Source organism: Qipengyuania proteolytica, from assembly GCF_019711565.1.
Classification (GTDB): domain Bacteria; phylum Pseudomonadota; class Alphaproteobacteria; order Sphingomonadales; family Sphingomonadaceae; genus Qipengyuania; species Qipengyuania proteolytica.
On the sequence record NZ_JAIGNN010000002.1, the window covers coordinates 757,237 to 774,246 of the forward strand.

The following is a 17,010-nucleotide window of genomic DNA, read 5'->3' on the forward strand; positions in this document are numbered from 1 at the left end:
CCCCGGGAAACCGGGGCCCTTTTTGATTGGCGAACGCGAATGATGCGGCAGGGGCCTAACCGACGTCCATCTGCAGCGCGCCGTCGCCCTCGTCGATCTTCACGGTCGCGCCGTCGGGCACCTCGCCGCGCAGGATCTTGTCGGCCAGCGGGTCTTGCAGATAGCGCTGCACCGCCCGCTTGAGCGGACGCGCGCCATAGACCGGATCGTAGCCCACCCGGCCCAGCCACTTCTTCGCGCCGTCCGTGAGGTCGATCGTAATCTTGCGATCCTTGAGCAGCTTCTGGACCCGGCTGACCTGGATCTCGACGATCGGCGCCATGTGCTCCTGGCCGAGGCGGTGGAACAGGATGATCTCGTCCAGCCGGTTGAGGAACTCGGGGCGGAAGTGCCCGCGCACCACGTCCATTACTTGCGGCTCGACATCCTCGACCTTCTGGTCGTCGGTCATCTGCGCGAGATACTGGCTGCCGAGGTTCGAGGTCAGGATGATCAGCGTGTTGGTGAAATCCACCACGCGGCCCTGCCCGTCGGTCAGCCGCCCGTCGTCGAGCACCTGCAGCAGCACGTTGAAGACGTCGGCATGGGCCTTCTCGACCTCGTCGAACAGCACGACCTGGTAAGGCCTGCGCCGCACGGCCTCGGTCAGCACGCCGCCTTCCTCGTAGCCGACATAGCCCGGAGGCGCGCCGATCAGCCGTGCGACCGCGTGCTTCTCCATGAATTCGCTCATGTCGATGCGGACCATCGCCGTGTCGTCGTCGAACAGGAAGCCGGCGAGCGCCTTGGTCAGCTCGGTCTTGCCGACGCCGGTGGGGCCGAGGAACAGGAAGCTGCCGAGCGGGCGGTTCGGGTCCTGTAGCCCCGCCCGTGCACGGCGCACGGCCTTGGACACGGCATCGATCGCCTGGCTCTGCCCGATCACCCGCTTGGCAAGGATGTTCTCCATGTCGAGCAGCTTCTCGCGCTCGCCCGCCATCATCTTGTCTACCGGGATGCCGGTCCAGCGGCTGACGACACCGGCGATATCGTCCTCGGTGACCTCTTCCTTGAGCAGGGCGTTGTCGGTCTGCCCGCTCGCCTCGGCGAGCTGCTTCTCGAGTTGCGGGATCTTGCCGTATTGCAACTCGCCCGCCTTCGCGAGGTCACCGGTGCGCTGCGCCTGTTCGAGTTCGAGCCGCGCATGGTCGAGCTCTTCCTTGACCCGCGCCTCGGCGTGGATCTTGTCGCGCTCGTTCTGCCAGCGGGTGGTCAGCTCGGACGACTGCTGTTCGAGTTCGGACAACTCCTTGCGTAAAACCTCGAGCCGGTCCTTCGACGCGGAATCGGTTTCCTTCTGGAGCGCCTGCTCCTCGATCCGCAGCTGGATGATGCGGCGGTCGAGGTTCTCGATTTCCTCGGGCTTGGACTCCACCTCCATGCGGATACGCGAGGCCGCCTCATCCATCAGGTCGATGGCCTTGTCGGGCAGGAAGCGGTTCTGGATGTAACGGTTGCTGAGCTGCGCCGCCGCGACGATCGCGCCATCGGTGATGCGCACGCCATGGTGCAGCTCGTACTTGTCCTTGATGCCGCGCAGGATGCTGATCGTGTCCTCGACGCTCGGCTCGTCGATATAGACGGGCTGGAAGCGCCGCTGGAGCGCGGGGTCCTTCTCGACATACTTCTGATATTCGTCGAGCGTGGTCGCGCCGATGCAGTGCAGTTCGCCGCGCGACAGGGCGGGCTTCAGCAAATTGCCCGCATCCATGCTGCCTTCGGACGCGCCCGCGCCGATCAGTGTGTGCATCTCGTCGATGAAGAGTATGATCTGCCCTTCGGCGCCCTTCACCTCGTCGAGCACCGCCTTCAGGCGTTCCTCGAACTCGCCGCGATATTTCGCACCCGCGATCAGCGCGCCCATGTCGAGCGCCATCAGCGTGCGCCCCTTGAGGCTGTCGGGCACGTCGCCATTGGCGATGCGCAGCGCGAGGCCCTCGGCGATCGCGGTCTTGCCGGTTCCGGGTTCGCCGATGAGGGCGGGATTGTTCTTGGTGCGGCGGGCGAGGATCTGCACCGTGCGGCGGATTTCCTCGTCGCGGCCGATGACGGGATCGAGCTTGCCGTCGCGCGCCGCCTGCGTCAGGTCGCGCGCATACTTCTTCATCGCGTCGTAGCTCTCTTCGGCGCTCGCGCTGTCGGCGGTGCGCCCCTTGGTCGCTTCCTGGATGGCTGCCTCGAGCGCCTTGGCATCGATGCCGGCAGCCCTGATCGCCTTGCCCGCATCATTGTCCGCCAGCGCAAGCGCCTGCAGCAGGCGTTGCACGGGCACGAAGCTGTCGCCCGCCTTCTCGGCCAATTGCTCCGCCTGGTCGAGCGCGCGTACTGCGTCGTTGTCGAGCCCGGGGGTCTGTTGCGCCCCGCCGCCGGACACGGCCGGAATCTTGCCGAGCGCGGTGTCGGTCTCGGTTATGGCGACGCCGGGATTGCCGCCCGCGCGCTGAATCAGCTGCGCGGCCATGCCCTGGTTGTCCTCGAGCAATGCCTTGAGGATGTGGAGCGGCGAAATCCGCTGGTGATTCATGCGGATGGCGACGGTCTGCGCGCTCTGCAGGAAACCCTTGGCGCGATCGGTGAACTTTTCGAGATTCATTGGAAACCCCTCATTCGAGACTTACCGCCCGGATATGGTGTGGCCATATTGCCACACAAGCCCTCCCCGCGATTTTTCGCCCGACGGCGCCCGCAGGTGTGTTACTCGGATATAGGGGTGCCGCCGCGCTTGGCGAGGGGCAAGCGGAAAATTATTCCGCCGGCTCGCCCTCGAGGCCCGGCACCATCACCGTGCGGCTGCCGCCGAAGTCTTCGCGAACGACCACCAGCCCCTGCCGTTCGAGATGTTCGACCAGGCGGCGGATACGGCCCGGCGAACTGGTGCCATAGGCGCGGGCGAGGTCCTCCTCGTCGACCTCGGTCTCGCCTGCGTGCGCCGCGCGCGCGATCACGAGGAAGGGGGCGAGCAGGTCTTCCTCCACCGCGCCTGCCAGCTGCATGATCCGCTCCGACGTCGCATCGGGCAATTCGTCGAGCCGCGCGCCGGCCATGGCGAAGCGGCGGCGGAAGGCGCGCATGTCGGGCATCGGGCCGATGATCCGCTCGCGCCGGCAGCGGGTGAGGAAGGTCTGGTATTGCGAGCTCGCCGACTGGAAAGCGACGCTTTCCTCCGCCGCCATCGCGCGTATGATCCCCTCGATCTGCGCGGCCACCGCCGAGGTATCGCGGGGCTGTGCCGGCGCATCGACCTGCCGCTCCTCGCCATGCGCGATGGTGTCCTCTATCTCCTCGACCCGCGGCGCGGGCGGCGGGGCTGGCGGCGGCGCCTTGGCCACTTCGCTGGCGAGATTCTTCGTCAGCAGCGCTTCCATGTCGGCGGGCGCCGTGTCGGGCAGCGCCATCAGCCCTTCGCTACGCACCTGTTGGCCGGTCTTCACCGGTCCGATCCGGCAGGCGATCGGCAAGCGCGTGATCGCCGGGCCCAGCGCGAGGAAGTGCCCGCGCTCCAGTTCGCGGATACGCTCCGCCTGCCGTCGTTCCATGCCGAGCAGGTCCGCCGCGCGGACCATGTCGATATCGAGGAAGGTGCGCCCCATCAGGAAGTTCGAGGCTTCCGCCGCAACGTTCTTCGCCAGCTTCGCCAGCCGCTGCGTCGCAACGATGCCCGCCAGCCCGCGCTTGCGCCCGCGACACATGAGGTTGGTCATGGCCGAGAGCGTCATGCGCCGCGTGTCCTCGGCGATCTCGCCCGCGACGGCCGGTGCGAACATCTGCGCTTCGTCGACCACCACCAGCGCGGGATACCAGTGCTCGCGCGGGGCATCGAACAGGGCGGTGAGGAATTGCGCGGCGCAGCGGATCTGCTGCTCCACTTCCAGCCCGTCGAGATCGAGCACCACGCTGGCGCGGTGTTCGCGGATGCGCCGCGCGAGCGCCTCGATCTCCGCCGGGGCATAGGCCGCGCCGTCGATCACGACATGGCCGAATTCCTCCGCAAGGCTGGGGAAATCGCCCTCCGGATCGATCACCACCTGCTGGACCATCCCGGCGCTCTCTTCGAGCAGGCGGCGGAGCAGGTGCGACTTGCCGCTGCCCGAATTGCCCTGGACGAGCAGGCGGGTCGCGAGGAGTTCCTCGATATCGAACTCGACCGGTTTTCCGGAGGCGTCGTGGCCGATGGTGATCTGCGTGCTCACGCACACAGGGCTAGCGATCCGAATCCCGTTAACGAAATAGCGCGCGGCAGGTTTTGCCCAGTCCAATGCGCCCCCTTCCCGCCTCCGCCGTTTCCCGCTAGGCCGTGGGCGAGAGAGGATTTGCCTGCATGCGGAAGTGGTTCGGGCGCATAGGTTTTGCGCTTCTGGTCGTGGTGCTCGTCAGCTTCGTCGCGCTGGCGACGTGGGAGCCGCTCTGGGCCGAACGCGACGACGCCGCACCGCCGCCGCGCAGCTATTCGGCCGAGATCGTCCGCGACGAATTCGGCGTCCCGCATATCTACGGCGAAACCGATCCCGACGTCGCATACGGCATTGCCATCGCGCAGAGCGAGGACGATTTCTTCACCTTGCAGGATGTCGTCGCCATGGCCCAAGGCCGCTACGGGGCCATCGCCGGGCCGGAGGGCGCCGAGGTCGACTTCGCCTATCACCTCGTCGACGCGCGCGGCACGGCGGAACGCAATTACCGTCGCCTGCCCGACGATACGCGGGCCTTGTTCGAAGCGTACGCACAGGGCCTCAACGACTATGCCGCCGACCATCCCGACGAGCTGAAGCTGGCGAACCTCTTCCCCGTGCGCGGCGAGGATATCGCGGCCGGTTTCGCCCTGCGCCAGCCGTTCTTCTTCGGCCTCGGCGCGATCATCGGCGACCTTGTCGAGGGCAAGCCGCACCGGCGGGAATTCGGGCCGGACATTCCCGGTTTCCCACGCGATGCCGCAGGCAATGTCGTCGCGGACACGGCGCAACCCGATCAGGCGAGTGCCGAGCGCTATCCGCTGCCGTGGGGCGAGCTGGCGGCGTTGTCCGGCTCCAATGCCTTCGCGGTCGCGCCCGAGAAGACCGGCGGGCCGACCACGCTGATTTCTAACAGCCACCAGCCCTGGCGCGGCGGCGTGTCATGGTACGAACTGGTGGTCGAAAGCGGCGAAGGCTGGCACCTGGCAGGCGCCAACCTGCCGGGCACGCCCTACCCCGTGCTCGGCCACAACGAGACGCTCGGCTGGACCTACACCGTCAATCGGCCCGACCTCGTCGATATCTACCAGCTGGAAATGGACGAGACCGGCACCCGCTACCGCCTCGACGGAGAATGGCGCGATCTGGAGGAAGAGACCGCGATCCTGCCGGTCCGCTTCGGCCCCGTCGTCCTGCCGATCCCGCGGACCTTCTATCGCAGCGCCCACGGCCCGGTCATCAAGAACGACAACGGCGCCTTCGCACTGCGCTATGCCAAGATGGACAGCGTCGGCTCGGCCGATGCCTATTACCGGCTCGGCAAAGCGCAATCGATGGACGAGTGGATGGCGGTCTACGAGAAGATGGAGAACCCCAACTTCAACGCCATCTATGCCGATGCCGAGGGCAACATCGCCTATCTCTACAATGCGGCGTTCCCCGACCGAAAGCCCGGCTACAATTGGCGCGGCATCCTGCCCGGGAACGACAGCTCGCTGATCTGGGACGACACGGTCTCGTTCGATCGGCTGCCCAGGATCGTCAACCCCTCCTCCGGCTGGCTCTACAACGCCAACAACACGCCGTTCACCGCGGCAGGCGCCGCCGACGATCTCGATCCGGCGGCTTTCGCGCCCGAACTGGGCGTCGAACTCAAGCAGACCAACCGCTCGCGCCGGGCGTGGAAGCTGCTGAGCGAAGCGGACACCCTCGATCGCGCGACCCTCGAGCGGATCAAGTACGACCGGGCGTATGAGCGTGAGGGATATGTCGCCGACCTGTGGAACGCCCTCGAAGAGCTGCAACCGACCGAGCCCGACCTCAAGACCGCGCGCCAATTGCTGCTCGACTGGGACTTCACCGCCGATGGCATCGGGCGCGGCGATGCGCTGGCGCTGCTGATGATCAAGGACTTCATGTCCGCCGAATACCAGAACAAGGACTTGCCCGACGTCGAGGAACGGCTGCGCTGGTCGGTCGACAACCTCCAGACGCATTTCGGCCGGCTCGATCCGCCGATGGGCGAGCTGCTGCGCCTGAGGCAGGGCGATGTCGACCTACCTCTCGACGGCGGGTCCGACACGCTACGCGCCTCGACCACCTGGGACGTGGCCGATGACGGCCGCCTGTCGGTCAAGCATGGCGACAGCTTCATCATGTGGATCGACTGGTTCGCCGGCAAGAAAGTCCGCTCGGAATCGATCCAGCCTTTCGGTGCCGCCGTCACGCGCCCGGATTCCCCGCATTACACCGATCAGGCTGCGCTGTTCGTCCAGCACCGCTTGAAGCCGGTGCACTTCTGGCGCGAGGACGTTCTTGCCAACGCCAAGCGCCGCTACACCGTGTCCAGCACACCCAGCCGATGACAGGAACCACCATGCGCCACCACCTGCTTACAGGCCTCGCCACCATTGCCCTCGCGGGCTGCGCCACCGTGCCCGCCGACGCCCCGCCGGCCGCCAGCGCGCCGACGCAGGAGAGCTCGCTCTCCGCGCTCGTGGACAAGGTCGACATTCCCTACGAGAGCTTCACGCTCGACAACGGCCTGACCGTGCTGGTGCATACCGATCGCAAGGCGCCGATCGTGGGCGTGACGACCTATTACCGCGTCGGCTCCAAGCACGAACCGCGCGGCCGCACAGGCTTCGCGCACCTGTTCGAACACCTGATGTTCGGCGGCAGCGAGAACGTCGAGAACTTCGATATCCCGCTCGAAGCCGCAGGCTCCACCAGCACCAACGGTTCGACCAATTTCGACCGCACGAATTACGTCGAGACCGTGCCGACCGGCGCGCTCGACCTGGCGCTGATGATGGAAAGCGACCGCATGGGCTATCTGCTCGGCGCGATCAGCCAGGAGAAGCTCGATAAGCAGCGCGGCGTCGTCCAGAACGAAAAGCGGCAGGGCGACAACCAGCCCTATGGCCTGACTTTCTATGCCCTGCTCGAAGGGCTCTTCCCTGTCGGCCACCCCTATCGCCATTCCACCATCGGCTCGATGGCCGATCTCGACGCGGCGAGCCTGACCGATGTCCGCAAGTGGTTCACCGACAATTATGCGCCCAACAATGTCGTCCTCTCGCTGACCGGCGATATCGACGCCGCGACCGCGCGCCCGATGGTCGAGAAGTGGTTCGGCGAGATCCCGAGCGGCCCGGAAGTGACGCCGGTGCAGGCCGCGCCCGTCACGCTGGCGACCGGCAAGACCCGCGAACTGATCGACCAGGTGCCGCAGACCCGCATCTATCGCGCCTGGACCGGTCCCGGCCTCAACCACGCCGACGCGGTGCCGCTGTCGATCGGGATGAACATCCTCGGCGGCCTCGCCAGCTCGCGGCTCGACAATGTGCTGGTGCGCGAAGAACAGCTTGCGACCAGCGTCAGCGCGTTCAACTGGCAGTCGGAGCAGGTCTCGGTCCTCGTCGCGCAGATGGACATCAAGCCGGGCGTCGACCGCGCCGCGGCGGAAGCGCGGCTGGACGAGGTTTTTGCAGACTATGTCGCCACTGGACCGACGGCGGCCGAGATGGACCGCGCGGCGACTAGCTGGGTGTCGAGCGAGATCGACGGGCTGGAACGCGTTGGCGGGTTCGGCGGCAAGGGTTCGACCCTCGCCGAAGGCCTGCTCTATTCGGACGACCCGGCCTATTACCGCAAGGCCCTAGAACGGGCCGCTTCGCTCGATAGCGGCGATGTAACGCAGGCGATGCAGCGCTGGCTCCAGCGCCCCGCCTACAAACTTGCCATCGTGCCGGGCGAACGCGTCGAAAGCGGCGCCGACATGGGCGGCTGGGGCGACGAGGGCACCGTCCCTGCCCCCGCCCCCGACGCCAAGGAACCGGTCGAGGTCACCCGCACCGGCCCGCCGCGCGAGCTGCCGACGCCCGAAGCGGTCGGACCGCTGACCTTCCCGACGGTCGAGCGCGCGACGTTGTCCAACGGCATTCCGGTTACGCTCGCACGGCGAACCGCCATTCCCAAGGTCGTCGTATCGATGCAGTTCGACGCCGGATATGCCGCCGACGGCACGGCGCGCGCGGGCACCCAGTCGCTGATGATGGACCTGCTCGAAGAAGGTACCACCAGCCGCAGCGCGGTGGAAATCGCGGAAGAACAGGAGCGCCTCGGCGCCTCGATCGGGACGGGCAGCTCGCTCGACACCAGTTCGGTGACGATGAACGCGCTGACCTCCAACCTCGCACCTTCGCTGGCGCTGATGGCCGATATCGTGCGCAATCCCGCCTTTGCGGAAACCGAGGTCCAGCGCGTGCGCGACCAGCGTCTGGCCGAGATCGCGCAGCAGCTGTCCTCGCCCGGCGGCCTCGCCGGTCGCACCCTGCGCCCGCTGATCTTCGGCGAGAACCACCCCTATGGCACGGTCGGCGGGCTCGGCACCGTCCCGGTCGTCCAGGCCATCGCGCCTGCGGCGCTGCGCGAGGAACACGGCAAGTGGATCCGCCCGGACAATGCCGAGATCTTCGTGGTCGGCGATATCACCATGCCGGAACTCAAGCGCCAGCTCGAAGGCGCGTTCGGCAACTGGACGGCAAGCGGCATGGCTGCTCCGGCCAAGAACTTCGCCGTGACGGTGCCCGCCCCGCAGACGCGCCTGGTGGTGATCGACCGGCCGAATTCGCCGCAATCGGTGATCTATGCGGGCCGCGTCCTGCCGCTCGAAGGCGCCACGCCTGGGCTCGAATCGCTCGATCTCGCCAACGAGGTGCTCGGCAACGGCTTCCTCAGCCGCATCAACATGATCATCCGCGAGGAAAAGGGCTGGAGCTATGGCGCGCGCAGCGGCATCGACGCCCCCACCGGCCCGCGCCTGTTCACGATCAGCACGGCGGTCCAGTCCGACCGGACGGCGGATTCGGTCCAGCTGATCCTCGATACCGCGCGCGACTTCGCGGAGGGCAAGCGCGGCGTCGACGATACCGAGTTCACCCGCGTGACCGACGGCAATATCCGCGGCCTGCCCAACCGTTTCGAGACCAATTACCAGGTGCTCGGCGCGATCGTCGAGAACGACCGCCTCGGTCGCCCGGACGATTACTACACCAGGCTGCCCGCCACCTATCGCGCGATCGACAAGGCGGCGATCGATGCGGCGGCGCGCCAGTATCTCGGGCCGGACGATCTCACCATCGTGGTTGTCGGCGACCGCAGCGAGATCGATGCGCAGCTCGAAAAGCTCGGCCTGCCGACCACCTATCTCGATGTTGACACGAGTGTCAGCAACGCGGATTAAGCCCCCACACCAACCCTCAAACTCGAGAGAGGAAATATTATGTCCGTAGCCGGTACCTATGACACCGTAGTGAAGAGCCCGATGGGCGACCAGAAGGGCACCTTCACCGTCGTCCCCGGCGACGATGGCGAAACCTTCTCCGGCTCGATGGCCGGCGGCATGGGCAGCATGAACACCGAAGACGGCAAGATCGACGGCAACACGCTGACCTGGAAGATGAACATGACCGTTCCGATGCCGATGACGCTCAACTGCACCGCCACCGTCGACGGCGACCAGCTGACCGGCACCGTCAACGCCGGCGCCTTCGGCGACATGCCGCTGACCGGCCAGCGCCAGGGCTGATCCTGCCGCGCCAGAAATCGCGAAGGGCGTCGGGAGCGATCCCGGCGCCCTTTTCATTGGCACGGAGCAGTCATGACGGAGCGGTCGAGGCGCTTGTCTTATCGCGAAGCTTCTGATTGGTTGGCTTCACAACAAAAAAAACGTGGTCGCATCGAGTCGCTTACTTCCGGAACGTGTCCGGCAAAGGGAGAAGGACATGAGGACTGCTCGTTCGAAAATCATCGCCGGTGTCGCTATCGCCGCGCTCGTCGCCACGCCCGCACTGGCGGACAAGGCCGCCCAGCTGGTCGACATCAACGGCTCCATGGGTCGTGACGCCGAGTCCGCGCTGAAGGCGCGCGGCTTTGCCCATGTGTCGACCAACAAGAACAACATGGGCTACGCCTACAGCTACTGGTGGGACGAAGGCGACGACGATTGCGTCCAGGTCGAGGTCTACAACGGCCGGGTCGAGACGATCCAGGATGCGAGCGACCAGGATTGCGGGCACCACAAGGGTGCCAATGCCGGTGCCGCGGTCGGCGTGGTCGCGGGGGCGGCAATCCTCGGCGCGTTGCTCAGCCACAAGAGCAATCATCACGAAGATAACCAGCACCTGTCGGACCAGCAGGCCGAGGCGCAATACGAGCGCGGCTATACCGACGGTTTGCACAATGCCGCCTATCACAATTACGACCGCTCGGACGCCTATTCGAGCGGGTATTCCGCCGGCGTAGATCAGCGCAACGCGAACCTCGACCACCATCACGGCCGTGGCGGTTATACGCAGACGGCACATATCAGCGACCTCAAGGACGCGCGCGCGGCGGGCGGGATGAGCGAGCTGGAGCGGCGCGGCTTCCGTCAGGTGGACAATTTCACCAGCGGCGACACCCGCTATTCGATCCAGTGGCGTCCGGAATCGCGCCAATGCGTGCAGGTCACCATCGCGGATGGTCGGTTCTACGACATTCGCGGCATCGGCCAGCATCCCAAGTGCCGCTGAGGAGGCGTTGGAATGAACAGCAGGACAATCATGGCGGGCGCTTCGGCGCTCGCCCTCGTCGCTTGTAGCGGCGCAGCCGAAGACACTTCGGAACCCGACACGACGGTGACCGAGGACGTCGCGGTCATTCCCGAGAGCCTCGCCCCGTTCGGTGACGGTTATCCCAATGCGGGCGATCCCTGCCTGCGGCTCGGCGAAAGTGCAGCGACCTCGAACTATCTCGACGACAGCGCGGTACTGGTCGGCTGCCCGACCGAGGCCGCTGCCGAAGCACTCGGCGGCACGGTGGTCGGCAATGTCGACGGCGTGCGCCTCGTCAGCGTGCCGATGGGCGATGCCAATGCCGGCATGGGCGAAAACGGGCCAGTGACCGCCGGTAGCGAAGACGCGCTGGTCGCGGGCACGGACTACAACGCCACGACCATCCTCGACTGCGGGTTCGACAACAAACCGCCGACAGGGTCCTGCAATGCCGGTATCAAGCGCAATTGGGGCAAGCAGGGCGAACACCTGATCGAAGTGTCGAAGCCGGACGGCATGAAGCGCGCCATCTTCTTCCGCGGAACCGAGCCCTATGGCGCGGACAGCGCGCAGGCAGATGGTTCGGCGGGCTGGGATTTCTCGTCTACCCGCAAGGCGGACGAGGTGACGGTCCGCTTCGGGCCGGAAACCTATGTCATCGTCGATGCCATGATCGAGGGCGGCTAGAAGGACATCGAAATGACCAGGACACTTACCGCAGCTCTTGCACTGGCCCTGGGCGCGACCGCACTGGCCGGCTGCGAGAGCATTCTCGACCAGGATCGCGGCCCCCTGTCGGGCACGTCATGGAAGCTTGCGACCATGGTGACGATGGGCAACCGCACCACGCTCGCCCCCGCGGCTTCGGACCGGCACCGGATCACCTTCAATCGCGATGGCTCGCTGCAGCTGCAGCTCGACTGCAACAACGGGCGATCCAGCTGGAGCCAGCAGGAAACCGGCCCGATGGAGGGGACGCTGACCATCGGCGACATCGCCTCGACCCGCGCGTTCTGCCCGCCGCCCAGTTTCGGCCAGGACATGGCGAACGACCTGCCCACGGCGCGATCCTATCGCATTGTCCCGGCGACCGACCGCCTGCGGATCGAAACCCGCCGGACCGAATATGTCTTTGACCGGCTCTAGGCTCCGCTTCGCCGTCCTGCCCGCAGCAGCGCTGGCCATGCTGTCAGCTTGCGCCTCGCGAGCAGAGACGTCCACCGTGGCCGGGCCTGAATGGGATTTCGTCGCATTCGAGGTAAAAAGCTGGGGTGCTCCGGTGACGTCGTGGCGCATGCTCCCGGACGGAAGCGGCAGCTGGACCGAGGCCGTGCGGACCGAAGGCGAACCGCCGACGACTCCGCCCGCGCTTGCCTGGCACGACATCGAAGCCGCGCCGGCCAATTACGCCGCGCTGGAGAGCATCCTGCGCCGCCTGCCGCATCCGGCCCCGAACTACGAGGACTGCGACAACTTCATGAACGACGCGCCCTATGGAACGCTGCGGCTGACCCGGGGCGCGACGACGACCGAGATCGCCTGGAACGACGGCTGCATGGACGAGGATTATCGCGCCTTCGTCGCGGTCCTCAAGGAAGCGGACGAACATGTCGCTTCGCTGGGCAAGGCCGCGCCGGTTTCGCGAACGGACGATCCGCCGTCCGGCTAGATCGTCAGCGCTTCCACAGCCAGTAGAGCAGCGCCGCATTGATCGCCGGCGCGAGTATGGCCAGCGCCGGCCCCGCCAGCCCTGCCTTGTCGCCCAGCCAGTTCCACGGCAGCCCTAGCGGCAGCAGGAAGACCGCCGAAAGCGGGTCCTGCTCCTGCCCGAACCAGCCGTAGGTGCCGATCGCCAGCAGGAATAGCGCCAGCGCGTAAAGCACGATGAAGATGATGAATGCCCACTTCATGCACGCGAGCCTACCACAGGCGGTGCAGTTGGCAATCAGGCGATGTGGGATCGAACCGCCTGGTAGGCCGCCGCTGCAACCGTGTTCGCGAGATTGAGCGAGCGGACCTTGTCGGAGCGCATCGGCAGGCCGACCAGCTGCTCGCGGTGCGCCTCGACGATCGCCTCCGGAATGCCCTTGGTTTCGCGCCCGAAGACCAGATAGGCGTCCTCGGGGTAATCGGGCTCGTAGAAACTGCGGGTCGCATATTCCTCGAACAGGTAGAGCTGGTCGGCGCGTGGCGCCCGCTCGGAGAGGAACGCCTCCCAGCTGGCGAACTCGACCAGCCGGATATGCGGCCAGTAGTCGAGGCCCGAACGCTTCACCCGCTTGTCGCTGATCTCGAACCCCAGTGGGTGGATCAGCACCAGCTCCATGTCGAGCGCCACACAGGTGCGCCCCACCGCGCCGGTATTGCCGGGTATCTCGGGCTGGACGAGGACGATGGCGGTCATGGGAGTATTTAAAAAGGGACTAGCCGATCCGCTCTAGAACAAAGGTCCCTGCAGCCTCGTCCAATTCCACCACACGCATCTTAAGTTCAGGTTGTGGGAAGCTACGTGCGATCGAGCGCGGTCTAGCCTTTCGGTCTTGCGCCACTACAATGATGACCTCAACCTGGCCACCCAGTTCATCTCTCGCGTGCGCGAGGTTTTCAATCAATTCTACGAAGCCGGGACGAGATTTCCATTCATCGGGCTTGTCAGTAGCCCAACTACGATAAACGCGACCGGCATTCTCAAAGCCATCTTGCCACAGCCGCACCGCTACGACCGAACCGTCCTCGCTCCGTCCGGACCAACTCCATCGATTGTTCTTCGGAATGACCCCGAAAAACTCGAAGCACTCGGTTGGCGAATAGCGACGCTGAATAGGCATCAGCCCAGCTTGTCCTTGAGGATCTGGTTGACCACTGCCGGGTTGGCCTTGCCCTGCATTGCCTTCATCGTCTGGCCGACGAAGAAGCCGAACAGCTTGTCCTTGCCGCCACGGTATTCGGCAACCTTGTCGGCGTTGTTGGCGATGATGTCGTCGATGGCAGCTTCGATCGCGCCGGTGTCGCTGACCTGCTTGAGGCCCTCGGTGTCGGCGATTTCCTCGGGATCGCGGCCGGTCTTGAGGACGAGCTCGTAAATCTCCTTGGCCTGCCCGCCCGAAATCTCGCCCTTGTCCTGCATCGCGAGGATGCTGGCCTGCGCCTCGGCGGTCGCGTTCGAGGCATCGGCCTCGTCGCCGAGCGACTTCATGACGCCGGGCGCGACCGAGAGCGCCCAGTTGGCGACCTGCGTCGCGACTGCGGACTCGCTCTTGCCGATCTTCGCCGCAGCCACGCCGAGCAGCGTTTCGAAGCGGCCGAAGGTCTCGACCTCGGCGGTCAGTTCGCGCGCATTGTAGGGCGTGAGACCCAGCTCGTTTTCATACCGCTGGCGCTTGGCATCGGGCAGTTCGGGCAGCGAGGCGCGGCATTCCTCGAGGAAGTCATCCTCCAGCTCCAGCGGCAGGAGGTCGGGATCGGGGAAGTAGCGATAGTCATGCGCGTCTTCCTTGCTGCGCATGGTCCGCGTGGTGCCGGTGCCCGGATCGAACAGGCGCGTTTCCTGGTCGACCGTCCCGCCGTTCTCGATCACGTCGACCTGGCGGTTGGCCTCGTATTCGATGACCTGCATGACGAAGCGCACCGAATTGACGTTCTTGGTCTCGGTCCGCGTGCCGAATTCCTCGCCCGGCTTGCGCACGCTGACGTTCACGTCCGCGCGCATCGAGCCTTCTTCCATGTTGCCGTCGCAGCTGCCGACATAGCGCAGGATCGAACGCAGCTTGCGCACATAGGCCCCGGCCTCGGCAGGCGAGCGCATGTCCGGCTTGGAGACGATCTCCATCAGCGCCACGCCGCTGCGGTTGAGGTCGACGTAGGACATGGTCGGATGCTGGTCGTGCATCAGCTTACCCGCGTCCTGCTCGATATGGATGCGCTCGATACCGATGACCTTGTCTTCGGCAATGCCGGCCTTCTCGTCGGCGTCGATGGTCAGGCTGCCCTCGCCCACGAGCGGGTGGTACAGCTGGCTGATCTGGTAGCCCTGCGGCAGGTCGGCGTAGAAGTAGTTCTTGCGGTCGAAGCGCGAGTACTTGTTGATCTGTGCCTCGATCGCCATGCCGGTGCGCACCGCCTGGCGAATGCACTCCTTGTTGGGCACGGGCAGCATGCCGGGCATGGCCGCATCGACGAGGCTGACCTGCGTGTTCGGCTCCGCCCCGAAAGCGGTGGCCGCGCCGGAGAACAGCTTGGATTTCGAGACGACCTGCGCATGGACCTCGAGGCCGATCACGACCTCCCACTCGCCCGTTGCGCCCTGGATGCGGTAAGTGCTCACCACCATTTCTCCGGTTTCGCGGTGAAGTTTGCGCGGCTCTGGATCGCCAGCCCTGCGTTCAGCACGCCCTGCTCGTCGAAGGGCTTGCCGACGATCTGCAGGCCGAGCGGCAGGCCGTCCGAGTTCACCGTCGCGGGCACGCTCATTGCGGGCAGGCCGGCGAGCGATGCGGGGACGGCGAAGACGTCGTTGAGGTACATCGCCAGCGGATCGTCCTGGTTCTCGCCCAGCGGGAAGCTGGCCGTCGGCGTGGTCGGCGCGAGGATCGCATCGCACTGACCGAAGGCTTGCGCGAAATCGCGGCTCACCAGCGTTCGGACCTTCTGGGCCTGGGTGTAATAGGCGTCGTAGAAGCCGGCCGAGAGCACATAGGTGCCGATCAGGATGCGGCGCTTGACCTCGTCGCCGAAACCGGCGGCGCGAGTGGCGGCATACATGTCCTGCAGGCCCGCACCGTCCGGCAGGTCGCGCAGGCCGTAACGCACGCCGTCATAGCGCGCGAGATTGCTCGAGGCTTCGGCGGGGGCGACGATGTAATAGGCGGGCAGCGCATACTTCGTGTGCGGCAGCGAGACGTCGACGATCTCCGCCCCCGCATCGCGCAGCCATTCCTTGCCCTGCTCCCACGACTTGAGGATTTCCTCGTCGGTGCCGTCCATGCGATATTCGCGCGGGATGCCGATTTTCTTGCCCTTGAGGTCGGCGGAGAGGCCCGCTTCCCATGCGGGCACGTCCATCTTCAGGCTGGTTGCGTCCTTCGGGTCGAACCCGGCCATCGCCTCCAGCATGATCGCGCAGTCTTCGACGGTGCGTGCCATCGGGCCGGCCTGGTCGAGGCTGCTGGCGAAGGCGACGACGCCCCAGCGGCTGCAGCGGCCATAGGTCGGCTTGATGCCGCAGATCCCGGTGAAGGCGGCGGGCTGGCGGATCGAACCGCCGGTGTCGGTGCCGGTCGCGGCAGGCGCGATGCGTGCGGCGACCGCGGCGGAAGAGCCGCCCGATGAGCCGCCCGGGCTCATGTCGGTGTTCGCGCCGCCCGACCTGCGCCAAGGCGAGGTGACGTTGCCGAAATAGGAGGTCTCGTTCGAAGAGCCCATCGCGAACTGGTCGAGGTTGAGCTTGCCCAGCATGCCCGCGCCCGCGTCCCACAGGTTCTGCGACACGGTGCTCTCGTATTCGGGCTTGAAGCCTTCGAGGATGTGGCTCGCGGCGGTGGTCTGGACGCCCTTGGTCGCGAACAGGTCCTTCATGCCGATGGGCACGCCGCCCATCTTGCCGAGATCCTCGCCCTTCGCGCGCTTCGCATCGGTCGCATCGGCGGCGGCGAGTGCATGATCGGGCGTGGTGACTATGAAGGCGTTGAGCGCGGCGGCTTCGGCAACCGCGGCGTTGAACGCCTCGGCCACTTCGCGCGCGGTGAACTCGCCGCCGGCAACGCCGTCACGGATGTCCTTGACGCCAAGGTTCGTAAGGTCGGTCATTATTCGATCACCTTCGGTACGCCGAAGAAGCCGTGTTCGGCCGCCGGTGCATTGGCGAGTACGTCCTCGCGGCGGCCACCGCCGGTCTTGGGATCGGCATCGACAACGTCTTCGCGCAGGCGCAGGTGGTTTTCGATCACCGCAGTCATTGGCTCGACGCCAGAGCATTCGACCTCGCCCAGCTGTTCGACCCAGTCGAGAATGCCGTTGAGCTCGGGCACCATGCGCTCGAGTTCCTCGTCACCCATCTTGATGCGCGCCAGCGAGGCGATCTTGGCCACGGTAGCCTTATCAACGGACATAGAACACTCCGACGGACATGCGTTCCGCCCTCCGATTCCTAAGCGTTTACTGGTTGCGGGCGCGCTAGCAGCGCCGCCCGGAAGCTTCAAGCGAGT

Annotated in this window: 15 protein-coding genes; 7 read left to right on the forward strand and 8 right to left on the reverse strand. The window is 65.9% G+C overall.

Going from position 1 to position 17,010, the window contains the following annotated elements; all coding sequences use genetic code 11:
• Positions 1 to 55 precede the first annotated feature (55 nt).
• Entirely contained in the window at positions 56 to 2,632 is a 2,577-nt protein-coding gene (clpB, locus tag K3172_RS12635) for an ATP-dependent chaperone ClpB (RefSeq protein ID WP_221590553.1), read from the reverse strand.
• Between the two features lie 151 nt (positions 2,633 to 2,783).
• The gene (locus tag K3172_RS12640; protein WP_221590555.1) at positions 2,784 to 4,229 is read right to left on the reverse strand and encodes a helicase HerA domain-containing protein; all 1,446 of its coding nucleotides are present in this window, start codon (positions 4,227 to 4,229) and stop codon (positions 2,784 to 2,786) included.
• A 128-nt stretch (positions 4,230 to 4,357) separates the two neighbouring features.
• On the opposite strand from K3172_RS12640, the gene K3172_RS12645 reads away from it, so the two are divergent.
• The 7 genes from K3172_RS12645 to K3172_RS12675 all read left to right on the forward strand — a co-directional run bounded on the left by K3172_RS12645 (position 4,358) and on the right by K3172_RS12675 (position 12,476).
• Positions 4,358 to 6,574: an acylase gene (locus tag K3172_RS12645; protein ID WP_221590557.1), complete on the forward strand. Its 2,217-nt coding sequence runs from the start codon at positions 4,358 to 4,360 to the stop codon at positions 6,572 to 6,574.
• Between the two features lie 11 nt (positions 6,575 to 6,585).
• The gene (locus K3172_RS12650) at positions 6,586 to 9,456 is read left to right on the forward strand and encodes a M16 family metallopeptidase (protein ID WP_221590559.1); all 2,871 of its coding nucleotides are present in this window, start codon (positions 6,586 to 6,588) and stop codon (positions 9,454 to 9,456) included.
• A 39-nt stretch (positions 9,457 to 9,495) separates the two neighbouring features.
• Complete coding sequence (locus K3172_RS12655; RefSeq protein WP_221590561.1) at positions 9,496 to 9,801, forward strand: hypothetical protein; 306 nt, start codon at positions 9,496 to 9,498, stop codon at positions 9,799 to 9,801.
• A 196-nt stretch (positions 9,802 to 9,997) separates the two neighbouring features.
• On the forward strand, positions 9,998 to 10,786 hold the full coding sequence (locus K3172_RS12660) for a hypothetical protein (protein WP_221590563.1): 789 nt from the start codon (positions 9,998 to 10,000) through the stop codon (positions 10,784 to 10,786).
• A 12-nt stretch (positions 10,787 to 10,798) separates the two neighbouring features.
• Positions 10,799 to 11,494 (forward strand): hypothetical protein, encoded by a 696-nt coding sequence (locus K3172_RS12665; RefSeq protein WP_221590565.1) that lies wholly within the window; start codon positions 10,799 to 10,801, stop codon positions 11,492 to 11,494.
• A gap of 12 nt (positions 11,495 to 11,506) precedes the next feature.
• On the forward strand, positions 11,507 to 11,953 hold the full coding sequence (locus K3172_RS12670; RefSeq protein ID WP_221590566.1) for an META domain-containing protein: 447 nt from the start codon (positions 11,507 to 11,509) through the stop codon (positions 11,951 to 11,953).
• 76 nt (positions 11,954 to 12,029) lie between these two features.
• Entirely contained in the window at positions 12,030 to 12,476 is a 447-nt protein-coding gene (locus K3172_RS12675) for a hypothetical protein (RefSeq protein ID WP_221590568.1), read from the forward strand.
• 4 nt (positions 12,477 to 12,480) lie between these two features.
• On the opposite strand, the gene K3172_RS12680 is transcribed toward K3172_RS12675, so the two are convergent.
• The 6 genes from K3172_RS12680 to gatC are packed head-to-tail and all read right to left on the reverse strand — an operon-like array spanning position 12,481 to position 16,914.
• Positions 12,481 to 12,717 (reverse strand): hypothetical protein, encoded by a 237-nt coding sequence (locus tag K3172_RS12680; protein WP_221590570.1) that lies wholly within the window; start codon positions 12,715 to 12,717, stop codon positions 12,481 to 12,483.
• 35 nt (positions 12,718 to 12,752) lie between these two features.
• Positions 12,753 to 13,211, reverse strand: coding sequence for a tRNA (cytidine(34)-2'-O)-methyltransferase (locus tag K3172_RS12685; protein ID WP_221590572.1), 459 nt, complete (start codon positions 13,209 to 13,211; stop codon positions 12,753 to 12,755).
• A gap of 19 nt (positions 13,212 to 13,230) precedes the next feature.
• Positions 13,231 to 13,635 carry a hypothetical protein gene (locus tag K3172_RS12690; RefSeq protein WP_221590574.1) on the reverse strand — a complete coding sequence of 135 codons (405 nt, stop codon included), beginning with the start codon at positions 13,633 to 13,635 and terminating at the stop codon, positions 13,231 to 13,233.
• On the reverse strand, positions 13,635 to 15,131 hold the full coding sequence (gene gatB / locus K3172_RS12695; protein WP_221590576.1) for an Asp-tRNA(Asn)/Glu-tRNA(Gln) amidotransferase subunit GatB: 1,497 nt from the start codon (positions 15,129 to 15,131) through the stop codon (positions 13,635 to 13,637). The genes K3172_RS12690 and gatB overlap by 1 nt, the downstream gene beginning before the upstream one ends.
• Positions 15,128 to 16,612, reverse strand: a complete 1,485-nt coding sequence (gene gatA / locus K3172_RS12700; protein WP_221590578.1) for an Asp-tRNA(Asn)/Glu-tRNA(Gln) amidotransferase subunit GatA — start codon at positions 16,610 to 16,612, stop codon at positions 15,128 to 15,130. Before gatA ends, gatB begins: the two co-directional genes overlap by 4 nt.
• A complete protein-coding gene (gene gatC / locus K3172_RS12705; RefSeq protein WP_221590580.1) occupies positions 16,612 to 16,914 on the reverse strand; it encodes an Asp-tRNA(Asn)/Glu-tRNA(Gln) amidotransferase subunit GatC in 303 nt (100 codons plus the stop codon). Before gatC ends, gatA begins: the two co-directional genes overlap by 1 nt.
• Positions 16,915 to 17,010: the final 96 nt, after the last annotated feature.

Bases quoted from the DNA above. Each gene is read 5' to 3' on its own strand.
- clpB (WP_221590553.1), bottom strand. From the start codon at position 2,632: ATGAATCTCGAAAAGTTCACCGATCGCGCCAAGGGTTTCCTGCAGAGC.
- K3172_RS12645 (WP_221590557.1), top strand. From the start codon at position 4,358: ATGCGGAAGTGGTTCGGGCGCATAGGTTTTGCGCTTCTGGTCGTGGTG.
- K3172_RS12650 (WP_221590559.1), top strand. From the start codon at position 6,586: ATGCGCCACCACCTGCTTACAGGCCTCGCCACCATTGCCCTCGCGGGC.
- K3172_RS12655 (WP_221590561.1), top strand. From the start codon at position 9,496: ATGTCCGTAGCCGGTACCTATGACACCGTAGTGAAGAGCCCGATGGGC.
- K3172_RS12660 (WP_221590563.1), top strand. From the start codon at position 9,998: ATGAGGACTGCTCGTTCGAAAATCATCGCCGGTGTCGCTATCGCCGCG.
- K3172_RS12665 (WP_221590565.1), top strand. From the start codon at position 10,799: ATGAACAGCAGGACAATCATGGCGGGCGCTTCGGCGCTCGCCCTCGTC.
- K3172_RS12670 (WP_221590566.1), top strand. From the start codon at position 11,507: ATGACCAGGACACTTACCGCAGCTCTTGCACTGGCCCTGGGCGCGACC.
- K3172_RS12680 (WP_221590570.1), bottom strand. From the start codon at position 12,717: ATGAAGTGGGCATTCATCATCTTCATCGTGCTTTACGCGCTGGCGCTA.
- K3172_RS12685 (WP_221590572.1), bottom strand. From the start codon at position 13,211: ATGACCGCCATCGTCCTCGTCCAGCCCGAGATACCCGGCAATACCGGC.
- K3172_RS12690 (WP_221590574.1), bottom strand. From the start codon at position 13,635: ATGCCTATTCAGCGTCGCTATTCGCCAACCGAGTGCTTCGAGTTTTTC.
- gatA (WP_221590578.1), bottom strand. From the start codon at position 16,612: ATGACCGACCTTACGAACCTTGGCGTCAAGGACATCCGTGACGGCGTT.
- gatC (WP_221590580.1), bottom strand. From the start codon at position 16,914: ATGTCCGTTGATAAGGCTACCGTGGCCAAGATCGCCTCGCTGGCGCGC.